Annotated in this window: 24 protein-coding genes; 9 read left to right on the top strand and 15 right to left on the bottom strand. The window is 72.4% G+C overall.

Annotated elements, in window-relative coordinates:
• The first annotated feature begins 813 nt into the window (after positions 1-813).
• Together ABH925_RS30565 and nagA are read left to right on the top strand one after the other, a co-directional pair.
• The gene (locus tag ABH925_RS30565) at positions 814-1,758 is read left to right on the top strand and encodes an ROK family protein (RefSeq protein ID WP_370153192.1); all 945 of its coding nucleotides are present in this window, start codon (positions 814-816) and stop codon (positions 1,756-1,758) included.
• Positions 1,755-2,951, top strand: a complete 1,197-nt coding sequence (gene nagA, locus ABH925_RS30560; RefSeq protein ID WP_370153190.1) for an N-acetylglucosamine-6-phosphate deacetylase — start codon at positions 1,755-1,757, stop codon at positions 2,949-2,951. The genes ABH925_RS30565 and nagA overlap by 4 nt, the downstream gene beginning before the upstream one ends.
• Positions 2,952-3,054: 103 nt before the next feature.
• Here the strand turns inward: nagA and ABH925_RS30555 are convergent, their stop codons facing one another.
• A complete protein-coding gene (locus ABH925_RS30555; protein WP_370153189.1) occupies positions 3,055-4,092 on the bottom strand; it encodes a CBM35 domain-containing protein in 1,038 nt (345 codons plus the stop codon).
• 141 nt (positions 4,093-4,233) lie between these two features.
• On the bottom strand, positions 4,234-5,949 hold the full coding sequence (locus ABH925_RS30550) for a diguanylate cyclase domain-containing protein (RefSeq protein WP_370153186.1): 1,716 nt from the start codon (positions 5,947-5,949) through the stop codon (positions 4,234-4,236).
• Positions 5,950-6,397: 448 nt separating this feature from the next.
• On the opposite strand from ABH925_RS30550, the gene ABH925_RS30545 reads away from it, so the two are divergent.
• A complete protein-coding gene (locus ABH925_RS30545) occupies positions 6,398-6,967 on the top strand; it encodes a flavin reductase family protein (RefSeq protein ID WP_370153185.1) in 570 nt (189 codons plus the stop codon).
• A 45-nt stretch (positions 6,968-7,012) separates the two neighbouring features.
• On the opposite strand, the gene arfB is transcribed toward ABH925_RS30545, so the two are convergent.
• On the bottom strand, positions 7,013-7,441 hold the full coding sequence (gene arfB, locus ABH925_RS30540; RefSeq protein ID WP_370153183.1) for an alternative ribosome rescue aminoacyl-tRNA hydrolase ArfB: 429 nt from the start codon (positions 7,439-7,441) through the stop codon (positions 7,013-7,015).
• 106 nt (positions 7,442-7,547) lie between these two features.
• On the opposite strand from arfB, the gene ABH925_RS30535 reads away from it, so the two are divergent.
• Positions 7,548-8,045, top strand: a complete 498-nt coding sequence (locus ABH925_RS30535; RefSeq protein ID WP_370153197.1) for a hypothetical protein — start codon at positions 7,548-7,550, stop codon at positions 8,043-8,045.
• A gap of 69 nt (positions 8,046-8,114) precedes the next feature.
• Here ABH925_RS30535 and ABH925_RS30530 read toward each other — a convergent pair whose 3' ends face one another.
• The 8 genes from ABH925_RS30530 to ABH925_RS30495 all read right to left on the bottom strand — a co-directional run bounded on the left by ABH925_RS30530 (position 8,115) and on the right by ABH925_RS30495 (position 15,315).
• A complete protein-coding gene (locus ABH925_RS30530) occupies positions 8,115-8,750 on the bottom strand; it encodes a GNAT family N-acetyltransferase (RefSeq protein ID WP_370153181.1) in 636 nt (211 codons plus the stop codon).
• An 87-nt stretch (positions 8,751-8,837) separates the two neighbouring features.
• On the bottom strand, positions 8,838-10,094 hold the full coding sequence (locus ABH925_RS30525; protein WP_370153179.1) for a hypothetical protein: 1,257 nt from the start codon (positions 10,092-10,094) through the stop codon (positions 8,838-8,840).
• Between the two features lie 100 nt (positions 10,095-10,194).
• The gene (locus tag ABH925_RS30520) at positions 10,195-10,704 is read right to left on the bottom strand and encodes a SigE family RNA polymerase sigma factor (protein ID WP_370153177.1); all 510 of its coding nucleotides are present in this window, start codon (positions 10,702-10,704) and stop codon (positions 10,195-10,197) included.
• A gap of 256 nt (positions 10,705-10,960) precedes the next feature.
• A complete protein-coding gene (locus ABH925_RS30515; protein WP_370153175.1) occupies positions 10,961-11,488 on the bottom strand; it encodes a DinB family protein in 528 nt (175 codons plus the stop codon).
• Between the two features lie 78 nt (positions 11,489-11,566).
• Positions 11,567-12,325 (bottom strand): DUF4239 domain-containing protein, encoded by a 759-nt coding sequence (locus ABH925_RS30510; RefSeq protein WP_370153173.1) that lies wholly within the window; start codon positions 12,323-12,325, stop codon positions 11,567-11,569.
• Positions 12,326-12,418: 93 nt separating this feature from the next.
• Positions 12,419-13,801: a family 2B encapsulin nanocompartment shell protein gene (locus ABH925_RS30505; RefSeq protein WP_370153172.1), complete on the bottom strand. Its 1,383-nt coding sequence runs from the start codon at positions 13,799-13,801 to the stop codon at positions 12,419-12,421.
• Between the two features lie 177 nt (positions 13,802-13,978).
• Positions 13,979-14,839 (bottom strand): alpha/beta hydrolase, encoded by an 861-nt coding sequence (locus tag ABH925_RS30500; RefSeq protein ID WP_370153170.1) that lies wholly within the window; start codon positions 14,837-14,839, stop codon positions 13,979-13,981.
• A gap of 41 nt (positions 14,840-14,880) precedes the next feature.
• Positions 14,881-15,315, bottom strand: coding sequence for an Lrp/AsnC family transcriptional regulator (locus tag ABH925_RS30495; protein WP_370153168.1), 435 nt, complete (start codon positions 15,313-15,315; stop codon positions 14,881-14,883).
• A gap of 181 nt (positions 15,316-15,496) precedes the next feature.
• On the opposite strand from ABH925_RS30495, the gene ABH925_RS30490 reads away from it, so the two are divergent.
• The 4 genes from ABH925_RS30490 (at position 15,497) to ABH925_RS30475 (ending at position 19,972) form a co-directional block, all read left to right on the top strand.
• Positions 15,497-16,270, top strand: coding sequence for a tryptophan 2,3-dioxygenase (locus ABH925_RS30490; protein WP_370153166.1), 774 nt, complete (start codon positions 15,497-15,499; stop codon positions 16,268-16,270).
• Positions 16,271-16,276: 6 nt separating this feature from the next.
• On the top strand, positions 16,277-17,518 hold the full coding sequence (gene kynU, locus ABH925_RS30485; RefSeq protein WP_370153164.1) for a kynureninase: 1,242 nt from the start codon (positions 16,277-16,279) through the stop codon (positions 17,516-17,518).
• Positions 17,519-17,595: 77 nt separating this feature from the next.
• On the top strand, positions 17,596-18,603 hold the full coding sequence (locus tag ABH925_RS30480) for a DMT family transporter (RefSeq protein ID WP_370153163.1): 1,008 nt from the start codon (positions 17,596-17,598) through the stop codon (positions 18,601-18,603).
• Positions 18,604-18,778: 175 nt separating this feature from the next.
• On the top strand, positions 18,779-19,972 hold the full coding sequence (locus ABH925_RS30475) for a hypothetical protein (protein ID WP_370153161.1): 1,194 nt from the start codon (positions 18,779-18,781) through the stop codon (positions 19,970-19,972).
• Positions 19,973-20,109: 137 nt separating this feature from the next.
• Here ABH925_RS30475 and ABH925_RS30470 read toward each other — a convergent pair whose 3' ends face one another.
• Positions 20,110-20,583, bottom strand: a complete 474-nt coding sequence (locus tag ABH925_RS30470; protein WP_370153159.1) for a carboxymuconolactone decarboxylase family protein — start codon at positions 20,581-20,583, stop codon at positions 20,110-20,112.
• Between the two features lie 46 nt (positions 20,584-20,629).
• On the opposite strand from ABH925_RS30470, the gene ABH925_RS30465 reads away from it, so the two are divergent.
• A complete protein-coding gene (locus ABH925_RS30465; RefSeq protein WP_370153158.1) occupies positions 20,630-22,249 on the top strand; it encodes a PLP-dependent aminotransferase family protein in 1,620 nt (539 codons plus the stop codon).
• Here the strand turns inward: ABH925_RS30465 and ABH925_RS30460 are convergent.
• The 3 genes from ABH925_RS30460 to ABH925_RS30450 are packed head-to-tail and all read right to left on the bottom strand — an operon-like array spanning position 22,174 to position 24,888.
• Positions 22,174-23,076 (bottom strand): metal ABC transporter permease, encoded by a 903-nt coding sequence (locus tag ABH925_RS30460; protein ID WP_370153156.1) that lies wholly within the window; start codon positions 23,074-23,076, stop codon positions 22,174-22,176. The genes ABH925_RS30465 and ABH925_RS30460 overlap by 76 nt on opposite strands.
• The gene (locus ABH925_RS30455; RefSeq protein WP_370153154.1) at positions 23,073-24,023 is read right to left on the bottom strand and encodes a metal ABC transporter permease; all 951 of its coding nucleotides are present in this window, start codon (positions 24,021-24,023) and stop codon (positions 23,073-23,075) included. Before ABH925_RS30455 ends, ABH925_RS30460 begins: the two co-directional genes overlap by 4 nt.
• Positions 24,010-24,888: a metal ABC transporter ATP-binding protein gene (locus ABH925_RS30450; protein ID WP_370153151.1), complete on the bottom strand. Its 879-nt coding sequence runs from the start codon at positions 24,886-24,888 to the stop codon at positions 24,010-24,012. The genes ABH925_RS30455 and ABH925_RS30450 overlap by 14 nt, the downstream gene beginning before the upstream one ends.
• Positions 24,889-25,095: the final 207 nt, after the last annotated feature.

The raw sequence follows: 25,095 nt of genomic DNA, 5'->3' as shown, positions 1-25,095 counted from the left end.
TGCACCTGCACCGTGATACCCGGATGCGCCGCATGGAACGCGTCCGCGATCCCCTGCCAATACGTCTGCGACGAGTTCGCCGTCCCCGCCGTCCCATAATCCGGAGCCAACAACTTGATCGTCGTGGAACCACCACCGGAGCTGGACGCGGAACCACTACCGCCACCGCTGGAGCTACACGCCGTCAGGGCCATGACGCCCGCGACACCGAGTGCAGAGAGAGCGAGCAAACGACGCTTCACGACAACTACCGCCTTCGCAGATACGGACCAGGTCCTGGCCGGGTCCGAATATGAGTCCAAGGTCCGGCAGCAACCACCGGGCAGTGAAAGGGATTCACCCGTCCACCCGGACCGGAGAACCTGCCGCCTCCGCTGTGCCGGTCAGTCTGTCCGCGCGGTGCACAAGAGGTCTACACCATTTACCGAATAGCTGAACTTCGTTGCATCCCGTGCAACGACTTATCGGACAAATGCCCTGAATGTCAGTCAGTCCGCATGCCATCGCCGAGGCCGAGCTGTCGGTCAGTAACGACAGAGAGGGTTCGGTGGGGGAATTTTGTGGAAGCCTCTTGCGGAATCGATGGGCTGATGACCTGCGGTTCTACTTGGCCTAGACCACAGGGTCGGAAAAGGGACATCGCCGCAGCTCAGGCCGTAGACCCCGATCCACTACGGTCGGTGACACAGCACCAGAAGCACCGCTCCACGCTCGCCCGGCGTTCACCCGGACCGCCCGCGGCAGACACTTGGACCAGACCAATCTGCATACTGGACTAGACCTCTACCGACTCGGAAAGGGACACTGTCCCCCGTGAAGCACGTCATCGCACTCGATGTGGGCGGGACCGGCATGAAAGCCGCACTCGTCGCCCAGGACGGCACCCTGCTCTACCAGGAGCGTCGTCCCACCGGCAGGGAGCACGGGACCGACGCGGTCGTCGCGGGGATCCTGGACTTCGCCGCGCACCTGCGCGACGAGGGCCTGCGCCGTTTCGGCCGCGCGGCCTCGGCCGCCGGGGTCGCCGTGCCCGGCACCGTCGACGAGCGGAACGGGGTCGCCGTCTTCTCGGCCAATCTCGGCTGGCGCGACCTCCCCATGCGGGAGTTGCTCAGCACGCGGCTGGCCGACCGCGGCGAGGCGCTACCGGTGGTGCTCGGCCACGACGTCCGCACCGGAGCCTTCGCCGAAGGCCGGATCGGCGCCGGACAGGGCATCGACCGCTTCCTCTTCGTCGCGCTGGGCACCGGCATCGCCGGCGGCTTCGGCGTCGACGGGCGGATCGAGTCGGGGGCCAACGGCAACGCCGGCGAGATCGGCCACATCGTGGTCCGCCCCGGCGGGCCACTCTGCGGGTGCGGCGCGCGCGGATGTCTGGAGACTCTCGCCTCCGCCTCCGCCGTCACCCGGGCCTGGGCTGCCGCCAGCGGTGATCCGTCCGCCACCGCGGCGGACTGCTCCGTGGCCGTCGAGGCCGGCGACAAGCGCGCGGTCGAAGTCTGGACGGAGGCCGTCGCCGCGCTGGCGGACGGCCTGGTGACGGCCCAGAGCCTGCTCGATCCGGCCACCGTGATCGTCGGTGGCGGGCTCGCCGAGGCCGGTGACACGCTTTTCACACCCCTGCGCGAGGCGGTGCGGGAACGGATCACGTTCCAGGTGCCACCGGCGCTCGTACCGGCGATGCTCAAAGACACCGCCACTTGCCTGGGCGCAGGGCTGCTCGCCTGGGATCTGCTCTCACTGGAGGTGACCGCGTGAGCAACGCGGACCGCACTGTGCTGGCCGGGGCCAGGCTCGTCCTGCCCACCGGCGTCGTCGACAACGGACGGCTGACCGTCGAGAACGGCCGGATCGCCGAGGTCACGGCGGCCGACAGCAGGACGAACGCCCCGGTCGGAGCAGCCCCCGCGCTGGACCTCACCGGCTACACCGTGGTTCCCGGCTTCGTCGACATGCACGTCCACGGCGGCGGCGGCGCCTCCTACGCCTCGGGCATCGCCGAGCAGGCGCTGGTCGCGGCCCGTACCCACCTGGAACACGGGACCACGACCACCATCGCCAGCACGGTCACCGGCGAGATCGACGAGGTCTGCCGGCAGGCCTCGGTGCTCAGCGAACTGGTCGAGGACGGGGTGCTCGCCGGGGTGCACTTCGAGGGCCCGTTCATCAGCATCAACCGTTGCGGCGCACATCAGCCCGACCTGCTCCGCGACCCGGACCCGGCGCTGGTCCGGAAGTTGGTGGACGCGGCACGCGGCACCGCGACCATGGTCACGCTGGCCCCCGAGCTGGACGGCGGCATCGAGTCGATCCGGCTGCTCAAGGAGCTGGGCGTGATCGCGGCGATCGGCCACACCGACGCCCGCTACGACAAGGTCCTCGAAGGGATCGAGGCGGGCGCGACGGTGGCCACCCACCTGTTCAACGCGATGCCGGGGATCGCCCACCGCGCACCGGGGCCGATCGTCGCCCTGCTGGAGGACGAGCGGGTCACCGTCGAACTGGTCGGGGACGGGGTGCATCTGCACCCCGCGATCGTCGACCTGGCGATCAAGGGCGCCGGCCTGGACCGGGTCGCCCTGATCACCGACGCCATGGCGGCGGCCGGGTTCGGCGACGGCCTCTACCCCTTGGGCCCGCTGCAGGTCCGGGTCCAGGACGGAGTGGCCCGGCTCGTCGACGGCGGCTCCATCGCCGGCAGCACGCTCACCCTGGACGTGGCCTTCCGCAGGGCGGTGACGCTGAACGGACTCTCGCTGGTACGCGCGGCCCAGGTGCTGTCGCTCAACCCGGCGACGCTGATCGGGGTGGCCGACCGGGTCGGCTCGCTGGAGGCCGGCAAGGACGCGGACCTGGTGGTCCTCGACGACTCCCACACCCTGGTCGCGGTCATGCGGAAGGGCGAGTGGATCGTCGGCGCGGACACCTTCCGCACCCTGGTCACGGTCTGACCGGCCCTCAGCGGCACTTCCCGGCACAGCAGGGCTGCACGCCCCGCGCGCTGACGTCCCGTCCGAATGACGGGACGTCAGTTGCCGTCGGCCCCAAGGGCCGTCAGCTCCAGGGCTTGTCGTCCTTGGTCGGGGTCAGCGCGAACTGGTCGATGTTCACGTTGCCCTGACCTGCCGCTATGGTCAGGCCGACGGTGTTCTGGCCCTGGTTGAGGGTGACCGAGACATAGGAGCGGGCCCAGGCCTTCGCCCAGTCGGTCTGGTGCGTGTAGTTCTTCAGGTTGATCGCCGAGGAGTTGGCCGTGCCGTTGACGACGACGGTGGCCGAGCTGTCGGCGCCCGCGTTGGCGAAGCGCACCCAGAAGGTGTAGGTCCCGGCCGTGGGCACGGTGACCGTCCAGTTGATGCCCTGCCCCGCGGCCGTCAGCGGGACGAAGGCCCCGTTGGCGGACTTGGCGCCGGCGTGGTTGTTCGCCGTGGCGGCGCCGCCGACCAGGGTCATCGTCGCGGCGTCGGCCGGCGGCGGCAGCGTCCCGGTGGCGGAGGCGGAGGCGCTCGGCGAGGCACTGGACGAGTCGGTGGCGGAGCTGGACGCGGAGGCCGCATTGGTCTGCGAGCCGGCGGCGCTGGCCGAGCCGGACGGGCCGCCGCCGTTGAACAGGGCGACCCCGATGCCGATGGCCACCGCGGCCGCGACGGCGACCGTGCCGATCATCACGCCACGGCTGTTGCCGCGCCCGCCACCGCCGGCGCCGCCCGCGCGCGAGCCGGCCCGGCCACCGCCCGGCGGCTGCGACGGCTGGTACGCGGAGTTCTGCTGGGGGTTCTGCTGCTGGGCGTTCTGCTGCGGGGCGGCCTGGTGCGGCAGCGGAGCGGCGCCGTACTGCGGGGCGCCCTGCTGCGGACGCTGCTGGCCGTACTGGGTCCGGCCCACCTGCGTCGCCTGCTGGTACGAGGTCCTGGGCACGCCGGGCTGCTGGGGGGCCTCGGCCGCCGCGGCACCGTCCGCCCCCTCCCCCCGGTACAGGTACGCGAACGGGTCGTCGTCCTCGGGCACGCCGTGGTTCTCGGGCGACATCGAGATCTCAACTCCCCAGTACTGGAAGACCATCCGCAGACGCGCGGGCGGAGGAAAGGACAAAGTACATGATCGTCACGGAGCCGCACACCCCGCGAGAGTCCATCAAGCGGACATCTGTGTCCCACGCACACTACCGCTCCAAGGTGACACCCGGGTAAGCAGCCGGTACGACGGACGCCCGCATTCCGCCAACCCGCCCGGCTAACCCGCGCGGCGGTGGGAACGGCCGCCCGCGGCCGAGCCGGCCCTGGCCCGCTTCTCCAGGTACATCCGCTCGTCGGCGGTGTGCAGCACCTCGTCGATGGACATCCCGCAGCCGGCCCAGCCGATCCCCAGGCTCACCCCGACCCGGACCGCGCGGCCGTCCACCCGCATCGGCGGGATGATCGCCGTGCGCAGCCGCCCGGCCAGGTCCTTGGCCTCGTCCCGGCCCAGGCCGTCGGCCAGCACCACGAACTCGTCGCCGCCCAGCCGGGCCACGGTGTCACCCTCGCGGACCACGTGCTGCAGCCGCCGGGCGACCTCGATCAGCACCGCGTCCCCGGCGCCGTGGCCGAACCGGTCGTTGATCGACTTGAACCCGTCCAGGTCGCAGAAGAGCACCGCGAGCCCACGGCCGCCGCGCTGCGCCGCCGCCGGGTCGTCCGGCAGCAGCGCGTGGACGTGGTCGAAGCCGGGCTCGTAGGGGCTGCCCGGCAGGTTGTAGCTGTGGCCGCCGGTGCCGGCGAAGGAGCCCAGCTCGCCGTGGCCGGTGGTGGCCGGCAGGCTGTCCGACCCGGGCGGGCCGCCGATGGCCGGCCGTCCGTCCCCCGCCTGGGGGTGCTCGCAGAGCCGCAGCCGCAGCCGGGCCCGCAGCTCGGCCGCGTTCGGCAGTCCGGTCAGCGCGTCATGGCTGGCCCGGTGCGCGAGCTGGAGCTCGTGGCGCTTGCGGTCCTCGATGTCCTCGACGTGGGTGAGCAGGAAGCGGGCGCCCTCCTCGGTGTCGGCGACCACCGAGTTGCGCAGGTAGACCCAGAGGTAGCCGCCGTCCCGACGGGCCAGCCGGACCTCGGCGCGGCCGTTCTCGGCCGACACCCGGCGCAGCAGGGTCTCGTCGTCGGGGTGGACCAGGTCCTCGAAGCTCTGCCGCTGCAGCGAGGTCCGCGGCCGCCCCAGCAGCCGGCACAGGGCGTCGTTCACCCGGGTGAGCTTGCCGCGCTGGGCGCCGTGCAGCTCGGTGATGGCCATCCCGCTGGGGGCGTACTCGAACGCCTGGCGGAAGCTCTCCTCACTGGCCCGCAGGCTCTGCTGCTCGCGTTCCAGGCGGACCATGGCCCGCTGCATCTCGGTTCTGATCCGGGCGTTGCTGATCGCGATACCGGCCTGCTGGCTGAACATCTCCAGGGCCTCGCGGGTCCAGGCGCCGGGGCGGCGGCCGTTGCGCGGCCGGTCCACCGAGAGCACTCCCAGCAGCTCGCGGCCGAGGCTGTACATCGGGGCGAGCAGCATGTCCTCGGGATGCCACACGTCGCCGCGCGCGGGCAGCAGCTCGGGCCCGCTGCCACCGCCCCAGCTGGGGATGTCCGCCGCGCGGGCCCAGGAGCGGTCGTGCGGGACGAAGACCAGCGAGCCCCAGCTGTCACCGACGTTCAGCATCCGGTTCCAGGACTCGCGCGAGCCGACCTGGCCGAGGATGCTGCGGATGCCCTCGTCGCACTCGCCGTACTGGTCGTACTCCCAAACCGCGGCGACGACCAGGTCGCTGTCCTGGTTGACCAGGTTGACGGCGGCGCAGTCGAACCCCAGACCGGTGACCGCCCCCTCGACGACGGCCTGCAGGGTCCCGGTGAGACTGCCCGCGGCGTTGAGGTCCGCGACGATCCGGTTCAACGTACGCAGGGTCGCGAGCCGGACGTACGGCTCCGACTCGGTGTCCATCACGCACTCCCTCCGTGACATTCCGGGCAGCGTACTTCCGGGTGGACGCGCGTTGTTGCGTACGGGGTTCCTGTCATGACTATCGTCCGATTGCCAAACAAACTGAATCACAGGGAGCACACCTATCGGCACTCTGGGTCAGCAAATGAATGTCACTTGTGACCCAACTCACATAAGTAGTCAGCCCTGATAGCCCATTCATCCGGGGCAAACCCAGGCAATCCCCTCCACGGGGCTACCTCCTACCTCGGTCGAAGGTGACGCAACCTGAAGGCATCATCCGGCTAGCAAGGCTCAAGTGTTCACCCCCAGGGGTGAAAACCCACATTCCGCTCACTGTTCACTGCGATCTCCCCCACACTCGACCGTCCGAATCCCGCCTAGGACCTGCGACCGGGCCCTGACTCGGCCGCTGGGCCGATGCGGTGGGGGCCTCCGGCTCGATACCGTGCGTTTCGTGTACAACGCCGCGCTCCCCACGCCCCACTCCCCCGCCGGCTCCGCCGAGGCCGTCCAGGCCACGCCGGAGGAGTTCCGTGCCGCCCTGGGCCAGCTCGCCTCAGGCGTGGTCCTGCTGGCCACACACGATCCCGAGGACGGCCCGCGCGGCGAGGACATCGGGATGACCGCGACGGCCTTCCTGTCGGTGTCGCTGGAGCCGCCACTGGTGCTGGTCTCGGTCCGGGAGGACTCCCGGATGGAGGAGGCGCTGACCCGGGTCGACACCTGGGCCGTGTCCGTGCTGGCCGCGGACCAGCGGCAGACCGCCGCCCGGTTCGCGATGAAGGGGCGGGTCAGCGACCGGCTGCTCTTCGCCGACCTGCCGCACCACCGCGGCGAGGCCAGCGGAGCACCGCTGGTGGACGGCGCGCTGGCAACCGTGGAGTGCCGCACCGAGCAGCGGATATCCGCCGGGGACCACGTGCTGCTGATCGGCCGGGTGCTGGCGGCCCGGGTGGACCAGCGCGACGGCGCCCCGCTGACCTACTTCCGCGGCCAGTACCGCCACCTCGGCTGAGGCCGCCGCGCGGCCCAGCCCGGCAGGCGGCCCGGCCCGGCAGGCTCAGTCGAAGTTGCCGGAGCGGCCGCGCTTCAGGTCCGCCCGGCGCTTCTTGTCGGTCAGCCGACGCTCCACCACGCCCCGGCTCGGCCGGGTCGCGCGGCGGGTCCGCGGCGGCGGGGCCACCGCGTCGCTCAGCAGGGCCCCCAGCCGCACCGCGGCGGCCTCCCGGTTCCGCCACTGCGAGCGGTGCTCGGAGGCCCGTACGACCAGGACCGTGCCCTCCACCAGCCGACCGGCGAGGCGCTCCAGCGCGCGCTCCTTCCAGACCTGCGGCAGCGTGGCGGAGGCGGCGATGTCGTAGCGCAGCTCGACCTGGGTGTCGCTGGTGTTCACATGCTGCCCGCCCGGCCCCGAGGAGCGTGAGAAACGCCACTGGAGCTCGGCGTCGGGGAGGACGTACGAGCCGCGGACGCGGACGGGGAGAGACATGCCCCCATGATCCCCGCCCGGCCCCACCGGCCGCCAGGGGTTATCGCCGGTCGCCCGCCGGAGGCCGCAGGTCGGTGGAGGCCGCGTGGCGTGCGACCATCGTCCGGTGATCGAGCTCGGCTACTCGCTGTCCAACCGCTTCCCCGACCCCCCGCAGACCGACTACTCCTCGGCCGGCACCCGCGCCCTGCGGCACGACCTGTTCTGCGGCGACGTGTTCCTCGCCGTCGACGGCCGGGAGCTGTCCACCGCCTGGGGATGGGTGCCGGTGCTGGACTTCGCCTGGGCGCTCTGCGACATCGTCGAGCAGCTGGACCGCGACCCGGCCGGCGGGCGCAGCTCGCGGCTGCAGACCGCCGCGCTGGACTTCACCGAGTCCGCCGACCTGCTGCGGTTCAGCCGCCGGTTCAACTGGGTCGAGATCCAGGCCGACTGGGTGGACGAGGAACCGCTGACGATCCGCCACCCGGTGCTGCGTCACGAGGCCAGGGACTTCCTGCAGGACCTCGTCGCCGACCTGGTCGACATGCACGAGGGCCTGGACCGCAACGCCGCGGTGTGGGAACTCCAGTCCCGCTTCCCCCGCCTCCCGCTCCAGCCGTAGCCCCGGGCCCCGGCAGCGCACCCGGGCCCGGCAGCGCGCCCGGCCCCGGCCGCGGCCGGGACGACGTGCCTACCCGTGCGGCCGGGCCGGGACGGTGGGATGGGTACCGCGCCCGAGCAGGACGGCGGCGCCGGTACGGGAGATCTCGTGGAAGCCGAGGCGGTCGTAGAAGGCGCGGGCGCCGGCGTTCGCGGCCGACATGCCGAGGTGGACCCGGGAGACGCCGGACCCGCGCAGCGCCGCGAAGTAGGTGTCGATCATGGCGCGGCCCGCGCCCCGGCCCTGCGCCTCGGGCAGCAGGTCGATGTGCAGGTGCGCGGGGTAGTCGGCCAGCAGTGGAGTCAGCATCCACTCCGGATCATGCAGTTCGCGGATCCGGTGCGCGTCCAGGTCCCCGGGCGCGGGCTCGGCCGTCGGCGCCGGGTAGCCGGCCGCCACGGCCGGCAGCCACTCGCCGCGGAAGCGCGCCACAAACGCCGGCGTGTCCGCCGTGCCCAGGACGTAGCCGACCGGACGGTCGGCCGCGTCGGCGAGCACGAACGCCAACTCCGGCTCCAGCAGCAGATAGGGGCCGGTGAAGATGTCCGGCAGGATCCTCGGCTGCCGGTACAGCGCGGTCGCGTCCCGGCCGGCGTCGCCGGTGCGGACGCAGATCTCGTAGAGCGCCTCGCGGTCCGCGCTGCGGTAGGGACGGATGATCGGCATCCCGCCAGCCTGGCACAGCCGAGGGGATGCCGGGGAGTCCCGTGCGGGGATCACCTGGACGCCGCCGCCGGGGAGCGGCGCCGCGGACTACTCCTCCCAGAGCTTGCTGGTGACCAGGGTCCTGAGCTGGTCCAGGGTCAGCACCGGGTCGGTCCTGGTGGCCGCGGTGCCCTGCGAGGGCGCGTTGAACTCCATCACCACGACCCGCAGCCCGTCCGGTCGCATCAGGTCGGCGATCCGCTGGACCGCACCGGAGCCGCCCTTCTCCGAACCTTCCTGACGCAGGATCAGCTTGGAGCCGTCCGGCAGCACGGTCGCACCGGTGTAGTCCGGCTGGGTGCCTCCGGCCTTCCAGCGCTGAACGTTGACCTGGAACAGACCCGGGCCCTGACCGTCGTTCAGCAGCACGTCCGCGAAGCCGTCCTGGCCGTGCGGGCTGGTCTGGGTGATGCCCTTCGGAATCAGTACGCCGAGCCTGGCCAGGATCTCCTGGGCGCTCATGCCGATGCTCCGCGGGGCCGGAACCGGCTTCGGCGCGTGCAGCGAGGCCAGTGCGGTACTCCAGGCGCTGGACGTGACAAGGGCCTTCATCTGGTCGGTCGAGAGCACCGGGTCGGGCCGGGAGACCGGGGAGCCCTTCTCCTGGGCGGCGTTCCACTCGGACATCGAGACCTGGCGGCCGTCCGTGGCAGTCAGGAACGCGTCCCAGTCCTTCACCCCGGTCCGCTTGTCGGGGTACTCGTAGCCCTGCTGGATCAGCAGCACGCTGCCGTCCGCGAGCACGGTGCGCGTGCACTGCATGGTGGGGACGTAGGCGGGGTCCGGGCAGGACTGCCCCGGCCCGTTCGTGTCGACCGGCGTCGCCAGCCGGCTCAGCATGACGTCGATCTGCGACGCGCCCTTGCCGTCGTTGAAGACCACGCTGGCGCCGGCGACGTCGAACGGGCCCGGGCCACCGCTGCCGGTACCGTCCGCCTTGGTCACGGAGCCGGCCGGGAGCAGGCTCTTCAGGGTGTTGATCATCTGCTCCTTGCTGACCACGGGCCCCGCCGCCACCTGGGCGGGCGGGGGCACGGTGGCGCTGCGGCCGGATGCGGCGGAGCGCGAGGCACCGCCCGAGGCCGCACCGACGGTGGCGTGGCCGGGTGCCAGCAGGCCGGAGGCGAAGGTGCCGCCGATGCCGACCAGGGCCAGCGCGGTGACACTGCCCACGATGCCGAGGGTGCGGCGGCGGCCGCGACGGCGTCCGTCGGCGATACCGGCGTTCACCAGGGCGGTCAGCGGGGGTTCGTAGGAGTGCGCCGTGTCGTGCAGCGCGTCTGTGAGCTCGTCCTCAAAGGGCATGGCAAGGCCACCGTCTCGGGGTGTCGGGAAGGGTGAATTGCTGTGCTGGGCCTGCGGTGCTGCGGTGCGGTGCTGCGGTGCTTGGAACGGTCGGGCCGGTCTAGGTGCGGGCCAGGTCGCCGAGGGTGCTGCCGAGGATCGTGCGCAGCCGCGCCAGCGCGCGTGAGCTCTGGGTGCGGACCATCCCCGAGCTCAGCCGCAGGGCGGTCGCGGTCTCCTCGACGCTGCGGTCCTCCCAGTAGCGGAGCACCACCACGGCCCGGTCCCGGGCCGAGAGCTGGCCCAGCGCCTGCAGCAGGGCGAGCCGCAGAGCCGGGTCGCCCTCGGTCGCCGCCGCCTCCTCCGGCACATGGCCGGTGGGGCGTTCGTCGTTGCTCCGTCTGCGGCGATGGCTGAGGAACGCGCGGACCAGGACCGTGTGGGCGTACGCCGCCGGGTTGTCGGCGCCGGAGACCCGGCGCCAGTGCACGTACATCCGGCCGAGGGTCTCCTGCACGAGGTCCTCCGCGAGATGGGTGTCACCGCCCGCGAGCAGACAGGCCGTCCGGTAGAGGTGCCCGCTGCGCGCTCCGGCGAACTCCACGTACTCGTCGACCTGTGCGGCTTTCACCGGCGCCCCCGCCCTCGTCAGTTTTCCGTTCTGCTTCTTTGACGCGGGCGCCTCCCGGGAGTGTTACACCGGTTCTCCGGGATCCTGCGAGCCGGGCTCCGCAACGCCCCTTCGTACGGGACCGTTCCCGCCGCGCGGTTCACCCGGGCCGGGCACGCCAACGGGCAGGTGCCCCGGGGAGCGAGACTCAGCTCGCACCCCGGGACACCTGCCCGCTGTGACTGCCCGGCGCGGCCGCCGGCGGTTCAGTCGCGGCTCACTTCCACCCGAGCAGGGCGAAGGCGGTGGCACCGTCGATGGACTCCCGGATGATGTCGGCGTGACCGGCGTGCCGCGCGGTCTCCTCGATCAGGTGCATCAGGATCCAGCGGCCGGAGCGCCGGGCGTCCTTGGGGAACCACGGCGCCTCCGGCAGCGGCACGGTGGCGTCCAGGTCCGGGAGCGCGGCGACGATCTCGGCGGTCTCGGCCTCGACCTGGTCGTAGAAGGCCAGCACCGCCTCGATCTCCTCACCCTCCACCAGCCGGTGCGAGTCGGACCAGTTGGTCACGTCCCGGGGCCGCAGGCTGGGCCGGCCGGCCAGGTCCACCCGGATCCAGTTGCTCTCCACCTCGGCGCAGTGCTTGACCAGTCCGGCCACGGACAGCTCGCTCGCGGTCGGACGGGACGTCGCCTGCTCGCGGGTCAGACCGCCCAGCGCGCGGCGCAGCGCGCCCCGCTGGGCCGCCAGGAACTGGAGCAGCGCGTCGCGCTCGTCGGTCTCTGCGGCAACAAGCGTCGGCATGGGGACCACCTGATTTCTCTCGGTTCCGGCTGAGTGGTCCCCACCGTAGGAGCTATCGCGGACAGATACGGTCCTGAATCAGCGCAGCGGGGGCAGCCGTTCCAGGAACACGTTGAAGGCGGTCGGTTCGACCTTGGTCACCCCCGCGAACGGATAGTTCATCTCGTTGATCAGGATCAGCGAGACCACGATCAGCGCGGCCAGGCTGAGCACCATCAGGCCGTGCGCCTTGCTGTTCGACAGGCCGAACAGGAAGGTGAAGCCGATGGTCAGCACGGCTCCGGCGACCAGGGCGATCCACAGGATCGGCGGGACGGAGTCCTCCACCTCGCTGAGCCGGGCCCGCCGCTCCGACGCCAGGTCCTCCACATGCGTGACCGCGTGCTCGTAGAGGACCTGCTGCTGCGGCGTGGTGGGCTGGTAGGAGAGCACGGAACCGCGGATGGCGTAGACGAGTTGGGTGGCCTGCGGGCTGCTCCGGTGCCCGGCCATCAGCTCCCACTCCTCGCCCTGGACGGTGTGCGCGTAGTCCAGGGTGTCCTTCTCGATCTGGGCGCCGAGCGGCAGCGGCATGTCCCGGGAGATCCAGTACACCCCGGCCAGGGCGTCCGCCTCCTTGAAGGTGGTCTGCCGCGCCGCGTCCACGCTGCTCCAGACCGCGATGACGACGAAGGCCAGCAGTACGGCGTAGATCACGCCGACGCCGGCGAAGATGAACCCGGCCACGTCGTTGTGGGACTCGCGGCGCGGATGGGGGACGAAGCGTTGGAGCAGCCACAGGCCGAGGACGACAACGGCCATGGCCGCGACGAACGTCCCCACGTCGGTCCAGCTCACCAGGCACCTTTCGAGGCGTTGGGGAATCAGCGAGCGGTACGGCCGGGGGCCCGGCAGGGGTGCGGACAGCTGCGGGCCGGGCCCCGGGCCGGGTCAGTCGCGCGGGCTGGAGATCTCGACGTTCTCCAGCACGCCCAGGGCGTCCGGCACCAGCACCGCCGCCGAGTAGTAGGCGCTGACCAGGTACTGGATCACGGCCTTCTCGTTGATGCCCATGAAGCGCACCGACAGCCCGGGCTCGTACTCGTCCGGGATGCCGGTCTGGTGCAGGCCCACCACGCCCTGGTTGTCCTCGCCGGTGCGCAGCACCAGGATCGAGCTGGTGTGGCCGCCGTTGACCGGGATCTTGTTGCACGGGAAGATCGGCACCCCGCGCCAGGACGGGACCGGGTCGCCGCCGATGTCCGCCGCGGTCGGGTAGATGCCGCGGGCGCTGCACTCGCGGCCGAAGGCGGCGATGGTGCGCGGGTGGGCCAGGAACAGCTTCGAGCCGCGCCGGCGGGAGAGCAGTTCGTCCATGTCGTCCGGGGTGGGCGGGCCGCCGTGGGTGCTGATCCGCTGCTCGTAGTCGGCGTTGGCGAGCAGGCCGAAGTCCGGGTTGTTGATCAGCTCGTGCTCCTGCCGCTCCCGCAGGGCCTCGACGGTCAGCTTGAGCTGCTGCTCGATCTGGTTCATCGGCTGGTTGTAGAGGTCGGCGACCCGGGTGTGCACCTGCAGCACGGTCTGCGCGACGCTCAACTCGTACTCGCGCGGTGCGAGTTCGTAGTCGACGAAGGTTCCCGGCAGTTCCTGCTCGCCCTCGTGGCCGGCCGCCAGCTCGATCGCGGCCTGGCCGTGTTTGTCCTGGGACAGCGCCGCCTCGGCGAGGAAGGAGACGATCTGCTCCTGCAGCGCCTCGGAGCGCGCCTCCAGTTCGGCGAAGGCCTGGCGCGGCAGCGACAGCAGGGTGCCGGCGGTGGCGGCGCGGGCGGTGAACTCCCAGACCGCGTCGGACTCGGTGAGCGCCTCGTCGCCGAAGTGGTCGCCGTTCGCGAGGGTTCCCAGCACCGCCTCGTGGTCGCCGAACTTGCCCTCGCCGATCTTGCGGATCTTGCCGTGGGCGACCACCAGCACATGGTCCACCGGGGTGCCCCGTTCGGCGATCACCTCGCCGGCCTCGAACTCGCGCTGGGCGAACCGCCCGGCCAGCTCGGTGAAGAGCGCCTCGTCGTCCAGGCCCCGCAGCAGCGGGAGTTCACCCAGGCTCGGGGGGACGATCCGCACCTCGGAACCGGTCTGCGCGAAGCTGAGCCGGCCCCGTCCGCTGGCATAGGTGAGCCGCCGGTTGACCCGATACGTGCCGCCGGAGACCTGGACCCAGGGCAGCATCCGCAGCAGCCACCGCGAGGTGATCCCCTGCATCTGCGGGGCCGTCTTGGTGGTGGTCGCGAGATTCTTTGCTGCCGCTGTGGCCAGGGCCGTCTGCTCGTCCGTCATTGTCTACTGCCTCCCAGAAACCGGTGTGGCCTGCCGTTCCAGGGTGGCGGCTGGGGATACCTGCCACCATTCCCCGAACGAGTGCGCATGTTCGACCGGTGCCTGGGGTAGTCGCAGTCTCTGTTCGCATATGACACAGGGATGTTGACCCTGCGTCAACTCAGCGGCCGGTGCCGGTCACGCTTCGTTCATGCCGCCGTCCAGGGCTGCCAGCAGGTGCGGCCAGGCCGGCGAGAGCGGGTCGATCAGACCGAAGTGCTCGATGCCCGGCAGCTCGACCAGCCGTACGTCGTCGCCCGCCTTCCCGGCCTGCGAGGCGTACTCGCGGCTCATCGCGACCGGGACGTCCTCGTCCTCGGTGCCGTGCAGCAGCGTCACCGGCACGCCCAGCGGCAGCAGCGCGGCCGGATCCGCCACCGCGTAGCGCTCGGGGACGGTACGGGCGTCGCCGCCCAGCAGCTTCGCGGTGGCGTTGTCGCCCAGGCCCCAACCGTCCGCGAGGTCCAGCGAGGCGCAGCCGGCCAGCGAGACCACCCCCTCCGGCTGCCAGTCGGTGCGCCACTGCGAGCCGGCCGGGAGCCGGCTGCGGGCCGCCGACCAGAGCGCCAGGTGGGCACCGGCCGAGTGGCCGACCAGGACGGTGCGCTCGGTCCTGATCCCGTGCGCGGCGGCGATCATGCCGAGCGCCTCGAAGAACACCGAGAGGTCGTCGAAGGTCCCCGGCCAGCCACCGCCGTGCGAGCCGACCCGGCGGTACTCCGGCACGACCACCGGGTAGCCGGCCCGGGCCAGCGCGTCGCCGAGCGGGCCGGTGTGGGTGCGGTCGTAGGCGACCTTCCAGAAGCCGCCGTGGATCAGCACCACCAGGGTGTCCCGGCGCGGCTCGCCGGGACGGGGCAGTCGCAGGTCGGCCACCTGTTCCGGGTGCGGCCCGTAGCGGGCGGTGTGGTCCGCCGGCGGCGCGCTGCGCTGCATCACGTCGGTGGGCCGGACGCCCGTCCGGACGCCGGTGGTGGTCGGGTTGCTCTCGCCGCTCATCGTCCGGTGCTCCTCACGCTGGGTCTTTCAGGTTGGCGGTCTCAGGCTGGTTCGACCGGTCGCCACAGCACCGGACTGGACAGGATCATCGTGCTCGCCGGCTGGCCGTACTCGGCGAGGCGGTCGATCAGCGCCTCGAACTCCGCCATCGACGCCACGGCCACCATCAGCACGCAGCAGGCTCCCCCGGTGACCCGGTGCAGTTGCAGGACCTCCGGCCACCGTGCCACGTCCGGGTCGCGCAGTACACACCTGGGCCCGTAGCACTGGACCTGCACCAGCGCGCTCACCGGACGGCCGGCCCGGACCAGGTCGACCTGGGCGTGATAGCCGGTCAGCACCCCCGCCTCCTCCATCCGGCGGACCCGCTCGGCAACGGCCGGCGCGGACAGGTTCACCCGGCGGGACAGCTCGTTGAAGGAGAGCCGGGCGTCCTGCTGCAACTCGGCCAGCAACCGCCGGTCCACCATGTCCATGCCTTCGCCTTCCAATCGTGAAGCCGTCGGGGCCGACTGCCTTGCGGATGATAAGCACAGTGCCCGAAACGGGTCGCGGCGGCCATTCAGCGAATGCCCTCCGACCTTCAGAATGGGCCTGACCAGGCATGCGGACCGAGGCGAGCAGGCAATGGAAACCTCAGCGGCAAGGACCCCAGCGGTGCAGACCACGACGACAGCGGTGCAGCCCAAGGTCGATTTCGGCCGATCCACCACCCCCTACGCCGCCTACGCGGGCATCGACGAGCTGCACGCGCTGCAGCACCCGCTGAGCAGCGAGCCGACCGAGCGGTCCTTCATCGTCGCGACCCAGGTGATGGAGCTGCTGTTCGGCCAGCTCCGCTACGAGTGGACGCTGGCCCAGCAGGCCCTGCGGGCCGACGACCTGTACGGCGCCGGGGTGGCGCTGCGGCGCGGTCTGGGCGTCCAGGACCTGCTGGCCGAGTCCTGGGGCCTGCTGGCGACGATGACCCCGGACGAGTTCAACGCCTTCCGTCCGGTCCTCGGCGAGGCCAGCGGCTTCCAGTCGTACACCTACCTCCACCTGGAGTTCCTGCTCGGCAACAAGAACGAGCGGATGCTCGCGCTGTACGCCGGCCACCCCCGGGTGCACGCCGAACTGGCCGAAACCCTGCGCAACCCCTCGCTCTACGACGACGCGGTCGCGGTGCTGCGGCGGCGCGGGGTCGACGGCCCGGACGCCTGGGAGACCGTCTACCGCGACCCGGCGCTGGCGGACCTGGCCCGGCTCGGCGAGCTGCTGCTGGACGTCGCCGAGCGGGTCACCCGATGGCGGCACCGCCATCTGATGTCGGTGAAGCGGGTGATGGGGGCGAAGCCCGGAACCGGTGGCTCCAGCGGCCTGAGCTGGCTGCGCAAGGCCGCCGAGGACGACGTCTTCCCCGAGCTGTGGAACGCCAGGAACGGACTCTGAGGGGCCATGCCGGACATCAGCACTACGTCAGTGACCCGCGCGGACTGTGTCAGGTCGGACGCGGCCGACCCGCTGCGCCACTTCCGTGATCGCTTCGCCCTGCCGAAGGACGTGCTCTACCTCGACGGCAACTCGCTCGGCGCGCTGCCGGCGCACACCCCGGCGCGGATCGCCGAGCTGGTGCACCGGGAGTGGGGCGAGGGACTGATCCGCAGCTGGAACGACGCCGGCTGGTACGACCTGCCGCGCGGCCTCGGCGAGCGGATCGCACCGCTGGTCGGCGCGGCGCCCGGGCAGACCGTGGTCTGCGACTCCACCTCGGTGAACCTGTTCAAGGTGCTGACCGCGGCGCTGCGGCTGCGTCCCGGCCGCCGGGTGCTGGTCTCCGAGCTCGGCAGCTTCCCCACCGACCTGTACCTGACCGAGGGCGTCGGGGCCGGCCCCGACCGCCGGCTGCTGGGACGGGACGGCGACGCGCTGGAGCAGCTGCTGGACCAGGACGTCGCCGTGGTCCTGCTCTCCCACGTCGACTACCGCACCGGGCGGCTGCAGGACATGGCCGCGGTCACCGAACTGGTGCACAGCCACGGTGCGCTGATGGTCTGGGACCTGTGCCACTCGGTCGGCGCGCTGCCGGTCGAACTGGACGCCTGCGAGGTCGACTTCGCCGTCGGCTGCAGCTACAAGTACCTCAACGGCGGCCCCGGCTCGCCCGCCTTCCTCTACGCGGCGGAGCGCCACCACGAGGCCGCCGCACAGCCGCTGAGCGGCTGGTTCGGCCATGCCGACCCGTTCGCCTTCGAGCCGGACTACCGCCCGGCCCCGGGCGTGGGCCGCTTCCTCACCGGCACTCCCCCGCTGCTCAGCCTGGCCGGGCTGCAGGCCGCGCTGGAGCTGTGGGACGAGGTGGACCTGGCCGCGCTGCGGACCAAAAGCCTCGCGCTGACCTCGCTGTTCCTGCAGCTCACGGCGCCGCTGGGGCTGCCGTCGCTGACTCCCGCCGCGCCGGAGCAGCGCGGCAGCCAGGTCTCGCTGCGGCACCCGGACGCCTACGCCGTGGTCCAGGCGCTGATCGAGCGCGGCGTGATCGGCGACTTCCGGGCCCCGGACGTGATGCGCTTCGGCTTCACCCCGCTGTACCTGTCGCACACCGACGTCTGGGACGCGGCGGAGGCGATCCGGGACGTGCTGGAGTCCGGCGTCTGGCGCGAGCCCCGCTTCGCGGCGGCCGCCGGGGCGGTCACCTGAGACGGTGGCCACCGGTACAGCAGCATGGACGTGAGACGGCCCTGTCGGCTGCCGCGTCCTGGTGCCAGAATGACCGGATGCACACCACTTCGGGACCCGCCCACCAGCGCAGCGGCCTCGGCCTCGCCCTCCTCTCCGCCTGCGCGTTCGGCGGCTCGGGGGTGGCGGCGAAGCCGCTGATCGAGGCCGGGCTCACGGCGATGCAGGTGGTGTGGCTGCGGATGGCGCTGTCGGCGCTGGTGCTGCTGCCCGTCGCGCTGCGGAACCGCGACCTGCCGCGGCGTCACCCGGGCCTGCTGCTGGGCTTCGGCCTGGTCGGGGTGGGGGCGGTGCAGTGCTTCTCGTTCTTCTCGATCTCCCGCATCCCGGTCGGTGTGTCGCTGCTGCTGGAGTACACCAGCCCGGCGCTGCTGCTCGGCTACGTCCGCTTCGTCCAGCGCCGCAGGGTGAGCCGTGCCGCCACCCTGGGCGTGGTGGCCGCCCTGGCCGGGCTGGCGCTGGTGGTGCAGTTCTGGGACGGACTCGGCGGCCTCGACCCGCTCGGGGTGATCTGCGCCCTGGCGGCGGCGCTCTGCTCGGTCGGCTACTTCCTGCTGTCCGAGCACGCCGGTTCCGCGTCCGGCGGCGATTCCGGCCGGCCACCAGTGGATCTGATCGCCATGACCGCGTACGGGCTGATCATCGGCACGGTCGTGGTGGCGCCGATCGCGCAGCCGTGGACCACGCACTGGCGGCTGCTCACCGGCGACGTCTCCATGGGCGGCACGCAGCTGCCCGCGTGGGCACTGCTCGCCTGGGTGGTGCTGATCGCGACGGTACTGGCCTATCTGACCGGGGTCGCCTCGGTGAGCAGGCTGTCGGCGCCCGTCGCCGGGGTGGTGGCCACCCTGGAGGCGGTGGTGGCCACGGTCCTGGCGTGGGTGCTGCTCGGCGAGCACCTGGCGCTGCCGCAGGTCGTCGGCGGCCTGCTGGTCCTCGTCGGCGCCTGCGTGGCGCAGACCGCGGCCGCGCCGTCGACCGGGACCCTCACCGTGCTGGAGGTACTGCCCACCGCCGAGGCCGAGCAGCAGCCGGCCACCCGCTGACCTGGGCCGTCGGAAACGGTACGGGTCCGTCCGGCCCTGTTGCACGGACGTGACAGTGGTTGCACAGATCCACGATGTTCGACTGACAGGCTTCTCTCATCGCACAGAGCAACAGGGATTCGAACGCGGCTCGGGCGACACCAACCACCACAACAGCTTCCCCGGGGGAACCGCCATGTCCGCTCGTGCCCGCGTCACCACCGCCGCCGCCATCGCCCTGACCGCCGCGATCACCGGAGGCACCGCCCTCCTCCCGACCGCCGCACACGCCGCCACCCCGGCCTCGCCGCTGACCATGACGGTCACCGGACCGAGCAGCAACGCCGGCTCCCTGGTCCCCGGCGGATCCCCGGAGACGCTCACCGTGACGGTCACCAACCCCACGGCGACCGCGCAGCAGTTCGCTCCCGAGGTGAGCGGCTCGGCCCACGGCGCGCTGTCGATCGATGCGCCGGACGTCGCCTTCGCAGTCAGCGCCCGGAACGCCCCGGCCACCGACAGCTCCATCGGCGGCCAGGACGAGGGGCTGATCGGCGCCTTCTACCCGAAGGGCGGACACTTCGGCGACCACTTCACCGTCCCCGCGCACACCAGCTACAGCTGGCTGATCACCCTCGGGGCCACCAAGTCCTGGCCGCTGAACGACGACTCGCTGAAGTTTGACGTCAACGGCGACGCCGGCCGCCTGAACTCCGCTCTGACCTTCAAGGTGGGCACCGGGCACACCGGCGGCCCGGTCGTCGAGACCCTGAGCGGCGGCACCACCCTGGCCCCCGGCCAGCCGCTCGTGGAGACCCTCAGCGTCACCAACCGGACCGGCGCGGCCATCGCCTCGCCGTGGAACAGCTACCTGGACGGCGCGATCACCCCCGGGGTGGATCTCGGGTACGAGGTGTGGACCGCCGGGCACTGGGTCCCCCTCACCCACGGCGGCGCCCCCCTGCCCGCCATCCCGGCCGGCCTCGCCGACGGCGCGACCGCGACGTACAAGCTCCGGATCACCGCCACCGGCTACCACGCCGCGCAGTCCTCGGTGAAGACCACCCTCAGCTTCGAGAGCGGCATCGGCTACCCGATCGACGGCGCCTCCCGGACCCTGACGGTCTACCGCACGGCCCAGCCGGGGACGCCCGGCGGCGGCACCACCACTCCGGCGCCCACACACGGCGCCACCACCCCGAGCACGTCCGCGTCCGCGTCCCCGTCCGGCGCCGCCTCCGCGCCCGCCTCGCAGGTCCCCGCCGGCGCCTCGCTGGCGCACACCGGCGGCGGCAGCGACACCGGTGTTCTCCTCGGCGGCGCGCTCGCCTTCGTCGGCGCCGGTCTGGCCCTGATGGCCGGCCTCAAGCGCCGCGCCCGCCGGAGCTGACCGGACGTCACCCGCGACTGTGGGCCCCGAGGCGAATCCGCTTCGGGGCCCACAGCCGTCCCGGGGCACGCAGCCGCTTCGGAGCACTCGGCCGCTTCGGAGCACTCGGCCGCCCTGGAGCACGCGGCCGTACTCCGTCAGGCGCCGAGGGTGGGGGTCATCCGGGTGCTGACGGCGATGCGGTTCCAGGAGTTGATGGTGAGGATCGCCGCGATCAGCTGGGCCAGCTCGGCCTCCTCGAAGTGCTTCGCCGCGCGGTCGTAGACCTCGTCCGGGACGAAGCCGTCGGTCAGCACGGTGATCGCCTCGGTCAGCGCCAGCGCCGCCTGCTCCTTCTCGGTGAAGACCGCGCCGGCCTCCTCCCAGGCGCTGAGCAGGTAGATCCGCTCCTCGCGCTCCCCGCCCCTGCGGGCGTCGCGGGTGTGCATGTCCAGGCAGAACGCGCAGTGGTTCAGCTGCGAGGCGCGGATCTTGACCAGCTCGGCGAGGGTCGGGTCGAGGCCCTTCTGGGCGGCCCGGTCGAGGGCGACCATGGCCCGGTAGACCTCGGGGGCGAGCTTGGCCAGGTTGATCCGGTGGCCGTCCATGTGGCTGTGGTTCTCTGTCGTCATAGGACCACCCTAGGGTTCAAGTACCACAGGAGTATGGTCCATTCCTATGGCAGAACAGTGGGCCAATCGACGTCCGGAACCCGCCCCGCCCGGCGGCCGCGACCTGTACCTCGACCTGGATCTCAGCGGCCCTGAGGGGATCAGGAGCTCCCTGATCCGGGCACTGCGGGACGCCGTCCGCAGCGGGCGGCTCGCGCCGGGGACGCGGCTGCCGCCGTCGCGGACGCTCGCGGTCGACCTCGGCGTCGCCCGCAACACCGTCGCCGACGCATACGGGGAACTGGTCGCCGAGGGCTGGCTGACCGCCCGCCAGGGCTCCGGCACCCGGGTCGCCCCACGCACCGCGCCCGCCACCACCCGCAGCACCCCGCCCCGCGGCGGCTCGGCCCGCGGCACTGCGCCCCGCGCCGCTCAGGCCGGCACCGCGACGTCCCGCAGCGCCCAGGCCGACACCGCTCAGGCCCGTACCGCTCAAGCCCGCGCCGGCACGGTCCCCGGCGGCTCGGCCGACGCGCGCGGCGGCGCGCCCACGGGCGGGTGGGGGCGCAGCCCCTTCGCCGCCGGGGACGGGATCACCCACAGCCTGTACGCGGGCTCGCCCGACGTCTCGGCCTTCCCCCGCTCCGCCTGGATCGCGGCCACCCGCCGGGCACTCACCCGGGCCCCCAGCGAGGCCTTCGGCTACGGCGACCCGCGCGGCCGGGTCGAGCTGCGCCACGCACTGGCCGACTACCTGGCCCGCGCCCGCGGGGTCCGCACCGACCCGGACCGGATCGTGGTCTGCGCCGGGTTCGTCCAGGGGCTGTCACTGCTGAGCCGGGTGCTGCGGGCGGACGGAGCCCGACGGCTCGCCGTGGAGGGCTACGGGCTTGCCCACCACCGGAACCTGATCACCGCGGCCGGACTGCACACCGACCCGCTGACGGTCGACCGGCACGGCGCCCGGGTCGACGACCTGGCGCAGCTGCCACGGTGCCGCGCGGTGCTGCTCACCCCCGCGCACCAGTTCCCCACCGGGGTCCCGCTGCACCCGGACCGGCGCGCGGCCGTCGTCGACTGGGCCCGCGCGACCGGCGGTCTGGTGCTGGAGGACGACTACGACGGCGAGTTCCGCTACGACCGGCAACCGGTGGGCGCGCTGCAGGGGCTGGACCCCGAGCGGGTGGTCTACCTCGGCACCGCCAGCAAGAGCCTCGCCCCCGGGCTGCGGCTCGGCTGGATGGCGCTGCCCGAGCGGCTGGTGGACCGCGTCGTGGCGGCCAAGAACGCCGACGAACGCCACCCCGCCGTGGTGGACCAGCTCACCCTGGCCGAGTTCATCGGCTCCGGCGGCTACGACCGGCATCTGCGCGCGATGCGGCTGCGCTACCGCCGCCGCCGGGACCGGCTGGTCGCCGAGCTCGCCGACCGCGCGCCCTCGGTCCAGGTCAGCGGTATCGCCGCCGGTCTGCACGCGGTGCTCCGGCTGCCGCCGGGCACCGAGCGCGAGGCGGTCAACGGCGCCGGCTGGATGGGTCTGGCGGTCCAGGGCCTGGACGACTTCCGCTACCCGGGCAGCCCCGCCGCGTACCCGGACGGGCTGGTCGTCGGCTACGGCACCCCGCCGGACCACGCCTTCTCCGGCGCGCTGGACTCGCTCTGCCAGCTCCTGGACGCCCTCGGCTGAACCAGGAAGGTGACGCCGTAGACGGCCGTCGCCGCGGCCATGATGGCGAAGCTCGGCGGGACGCTGGGGAACACCGCGCTGGCGGCCAGGCCGATCCACATCTCCGCCACCGCCAGCCCCGCCGACAGCGCCAGACCGTGGAACGGACGGCTGGTCAGCCGCAGCGCCGCACCGGCCGGTGCGGCGAGCAGGCCGAGCAGCAGCAGCGAGCCGACCGCCTGGGTGGCCTCCCCGGCGCAGGCGCCGACCAGGGCCAGGAAGCCCAGGCCCAGCGCGCGCACCGGGACGCCCCGCGCGGCGGCGACGGCCTCGTCCAGGGTGGCGAACAGCAGCGGCCTGGCGATCAGCAGCAGCAGCACGCAGATCGCCGCCCCGACCAGCACCGCGACCAGGGTCTGGCTGCCGTCGAGGCCGAAGATCGAGCCGAACAGCACGCTCGTCCCGGCGCCGCCGACCGCACCGCTGCGCGAGGTGGTGTAGACGGTGAGGAAGAACGAGCCCAGGCCGAGGATCCAGGCGAAGGCGCTGCCGATGACCACGTCGTCGGCGCGCCCGGCCCGGCCGATGCCGGCCAGCAGCAGCCCGCCGCCGACGCAGCCGACGAACAGGCCCAGCCGCAGGTCGTAGCCTCCGGCCAGGGCGGCCATCGAGGCGGTGAAGGCGACATGGCTCAGCGCGTCCCCGGTGAACACCTGGGCGCGCAGCACCAGGAAGTACCCGACCAGGCCGGAGGCGAGCGCGATCACGGTGCCGGCGAGCAGCGCGTTGTGGAAGAAGCCCTGGGACCAGACGGCCCCGGCGGCGCCGGCGGCGAGCAGGTCGGTCATGCCAGACCTCCCGAGACCCGGGCCGACCCGGCAGCGGAACCCCGGGCCGAGGCGCGCAGCAGGCGGACGGCTTGCGCCCCCAGGAAGGCGGCGAAGGCGAAGCTGGTCACGAAGAATCCCAGCGGGTAGTCCCAGTAGAACGCGGCGGTCAGACCCGCCCAGGTGACGGCCAGTCCGATCAGCACGGTCAGCGCCAGGCTGAGCCCGGGGCGGGCGGTGAGCACCTGGGCGGTGGCGGCGGGCAGCACCATCAGCGCGAACACCAGCAGCGCGCCGGTGATCTGGGCGGCCTCGGCGGTCGCCGCGCCGAGCAGGACCAGGAAGACCGTCGACAGCAGCCGCACCGGCACTCCGCGTCCGGCGGCGACCTGCGGGTCGACCGAGGCGAACAGCAGCGGGCGGCCGATCAGCGCGAGGACCAGCAGCACCGCCGCGGCGACCGCGGCGAGCACGGCGACCTGGCCGGTGGTGATCCCCAGGAAGCTGCCGAACAGCATCGACTCGGGGCCGGACAGCAGGCCCTTGTAGAGGGCGACGAAGAGGTAGCCGCAGGCCAGCAGGAAGGCCTGGACGGTGCCGGTGACGGCGGCCTCCTGGGCCCCGCCGACCTGACCGCCCGCCACGCCGCGTCGCCGGTCGGCCCGCGAACCGCGCTGCAGCAGGGCGATGACCAGCGCCGCGGCGATGCAGAAGCCGAAGTAGCCGAAGCCGACGCCGATCCCGACCAGAGTGGCGAAGGACGCGCCCGGGAAGGCGACCACCGAGAGCGTGTGCCCGGCGAAGGTCTGCCGCCGGAGCACCATGAACCAGCCGATGGCCCCCGCGACCACGGCGACCACCGCGCCGGCGCGGAAGGCGTTGACCATGAACGGGTAGGACCACATCTCCTGGAAGTCGTTGAGCAGGTTCCAGGACCAGGGCGCCGACCCTGCCTCAGCCAGCAGCATGACGGCTCCCGTGCTGCTGCGGCGGCTCCGGCTGGCCGACGACGACCAGCCGGCCGTCGCTGGTGCGCAGCACCTCGATCGGGGTGCCGTACAGCCGGGTCAGCGTCTCGGCGGTGATCACCTCGGCCGGGGTGCCGGCCACGGCACCGCCCTCGGCGAGGTACACCACCCGGTCCAGGTGGTGCAGGATCGGGTTGACGTCGTGGGCGACCATCACCACGGCCACCCCCTGCTCATGGCAGATCCGTCCGATCAGCGCGGCCACCGCGCTCTGGTTGGGCAGGTCGAGGCTGTCCAGCGGCTCGTCCAGCAGCAGCAGCTCCGGGCGGCGCACCAGTGCCTGGGCGATCAGCAACCGCTGCTGCTCGCCGCCGGAGCACTGGCCGATCGGGCGGTGCGCGTAGGCGCCCGCGCCGACCAGCTCGACGGCCTCGTCGACGACCGCCTGGTCGGCGCGCCGGCGGCGGCCGGGCAGCGGCACGCCCCAGCGGTCCCCGTCCAGGCCGAGCCGGACCACGTCGACGCCCCGGATTCGCAGGTTGGCGTCGAAGCTGCGGCGCTGCGGCAGGTAGCCGATCCGGGCGTTGTGCTGCCCGGGCCGCCCGCCCAGGGTCCTGACCTCACCGGCGGACGGTTCCATCACGCCCAGCAGCACCTTGACCATGGTGGACTTGCCGACCCCGTTGGGCCCGAGCACCGCCACGAACTCCCCGGCCCGGACCGTCAGGTCGACGCCCGACCACAGCGTCCGCCCGCCGCCGCGCACGGCGGCTCCGCGCAGCTCCGCCACCGGCTGCGGCACGGGCCGCGCGGTGCGCTGGGATATGTCGTCGAGTGCACGGTCGACGGTACGCGGATTGGTCATGCATCACTTCCCGGGTCGGTGGAACGAGTACCAGGCTAGTTGGAAACGGTTTTCATCACTAGTCCAATCGGGGTAACGATGACAATCATTACCGAATCTTGACCTCGGCCGCCTCCTCCCATCAAGGGCGCGCCAAGACCGTCCGGCCCGGCGCTAAGGACCCGTCAGGAAACGACGGGATCAGGCCACCGCTGCCCCAGCATGAGC

Origin of the sequence: Streptacidiphilus sp. EB129, from assembly GCF_041262645.1 — a bacterium.
Taxonomy (GTDB): Bacteria; Actinomycetota; Actinomycetes; order Streptomycetales; family Streptomycetaceae; genus Streptacidiphilus.
Note: the sequence above shows the minus strand (reverse complement) of the source record. Positions and strands in the feature narration are given on the sequence as shown.

Excerpts from the sequence above, each read along its gene's own strand:
- ABH925_RS30550 (WP_370153186.1), bottom strand. The coding sequence starts at position 5,949 with ATGGACACCGAGTCGGAGCCGTACGTCCGGCTCGCGACCCTGCGTACG.
- arfB (WP_370153183.1), bottom strand. The coding sequence starts at position 7,441 with ATGTCTCTCCCCGTCCGCGTCCGCGGCTCGTACGTCCTCCCCGACGCC.
- ABH925_RS30530 (WP_370153181.1), bottom strand. The coding sequence starts at position 8,750 with ATGCCGATCATCCGTCCCTACCGCAGCGCGGACCGCGAGGCGCTCTAC.
- ABH925_RS30525 (WP_370153179.1), bottom strand. The coding sequence starts at position 10,094 with ATGCCCTTTGAGGACGAGCTCACAGACGCGCTGCACGACACGGCGCAC.
- ABH925_RS30515 (WP_370153175.1), bottom strand. The coding sequence starts at position 11,488 with ATGCCGACGCTTGTTGCCGCAGAGACCGACGAGCGCGACGCGCTGCTC.
- ABH925_RS30505 (WP_370153172.1), bottom strand. The coding sequence starts at position 13,801 with ATGACGGACGAGCAGACGGCCCTGGCCACAGCGGCAGCAAAGAATCTC.
- ABH925_RS30500 (WP_370153170.1), bottom strand. The coding sequence starts at position 14,839 with ATGAGCGGCGAGAGCAACCCGACCACCACCGGCGTCCGGACGGGCGTC.
- ABH925_RS30495 (WP_370153168.1), bottom strand. The coding sequence starts at position 15,315 with ATGGACATGGTGGACCGGCGGTTGCTGGCCGAGTTGCAGCAGGACGCC.
- kynU (WP_370153164.1), top strand. The coding sequence starts at position 16,277 with ATGCCGGACATCAGCACTACGTCAGTGACCCGCGCGGACTGTGTCAGG.
- ABH925_RS30480 (WP_370153163.1), top strand. The coding sequence starts at position 17,596 with ATGCACACCACTTCGGGACCCGCCCACCAGCGCAGCGGCCTCGGCCTC.
- ABH925_RS30475 (WP_370153161.1), top strand. The coding sequence starts at position 18,779 with ATGTCCGCTCGTGCCCGCGTCACCACCGCCGCCGCCATCGCCCTGACC.
- ABH925_RS30470 (WP_370153159.1), bottom strand. The coding sequence starts at position 20,583 with ATGACGACAGAGAACCACAGCCACATGGACGGCCACCGGATCAACCTG.
- ABH925_RS30465 (WP_370153158.1), top strand. The coding sequence starts at position 20,630 with ATGGCAGAACAGTGGGCCAATCGACGTCCGGAACCCGCCCCGCCCGGC.
- ABH925_RS30460 (WP_370153156.1), bottom strand. The coding sequence starts at position 23,076 with ATGACCGACCTGCTCGCCGCCGGCGCCGCCGGGGCCGTCTGGTCCCAG.
- ABH925_RS30455 (WP_370153154.1), bottom strand. The coding sequence starts at position 24,023 with ATGCTGCTGGCTGAGGCAGGGTCGGCGCCCTGGTCCTGGAACCTGCTC.
- ABH925_RS30450 (WP_370153151.1), bottom strand. The coding sequence starts at position 24,888 with ATGACCAATCCGCGTACCGTCGACCGTGCACTCGACGACATATCCCAG.